The sequence below is a fragment of the Idiomarina sp. UBA4206 genome, assembly GCF_002383015.1.
Taxonomy (GTDB): Bacteria; Pseudomonadota; Gammaproteobacteria; order Enterobacterales; family Alteromonadaceae; genus Idiomarina; species Idiomarina abyssalis.
Genome location: NZ_DFTS01000023.1, coordinates 933 through 1,211, shown reverse-complemented (window position 1 = coordinate 1,211; position 279 = coordinate 933). Strand labels below are relative to the sequence as shown.

Genomic DNA, 279 nt, shown 5'->3' with positions numbered 1-279 from the left:
GAGCTCATTGCCCGCCAGGCGTAAATCGCAGCGGCCCGGTACCAGTAAGGATTCACCAAGATGATCAGCAGTTACAATGACCTGATTCAGGCCTCCCACAGCCAGCAGGAGCCCCAGCGCCTGCTATTCGTTTTCTGCCGGGCAGAGTTGCCGGACGAGGCCTCCCCGGAAGAAAGAGCCGCTTTTGAGCGCGGTGAAGGCGGCGCCCTGACGCCGGTGATCTGCGTCGACAAGACGCCCGAAGAGGCACCGGATTTCGGGGCCTTGCAAGAAGAATCC

The 279-nt window shown here is 61.3% G+C and carries 1 pseudogene; it reads left to right on the top strand.

From position 1 onward, the window contains the following. Window positions 1-60 precede the first annotated feature (60 nt). Window positions 61-279: pseudogene (locus B3180_RS04985) on the top strand (ribonucleotide reductase subunit alpha); the annotation flags it as partial.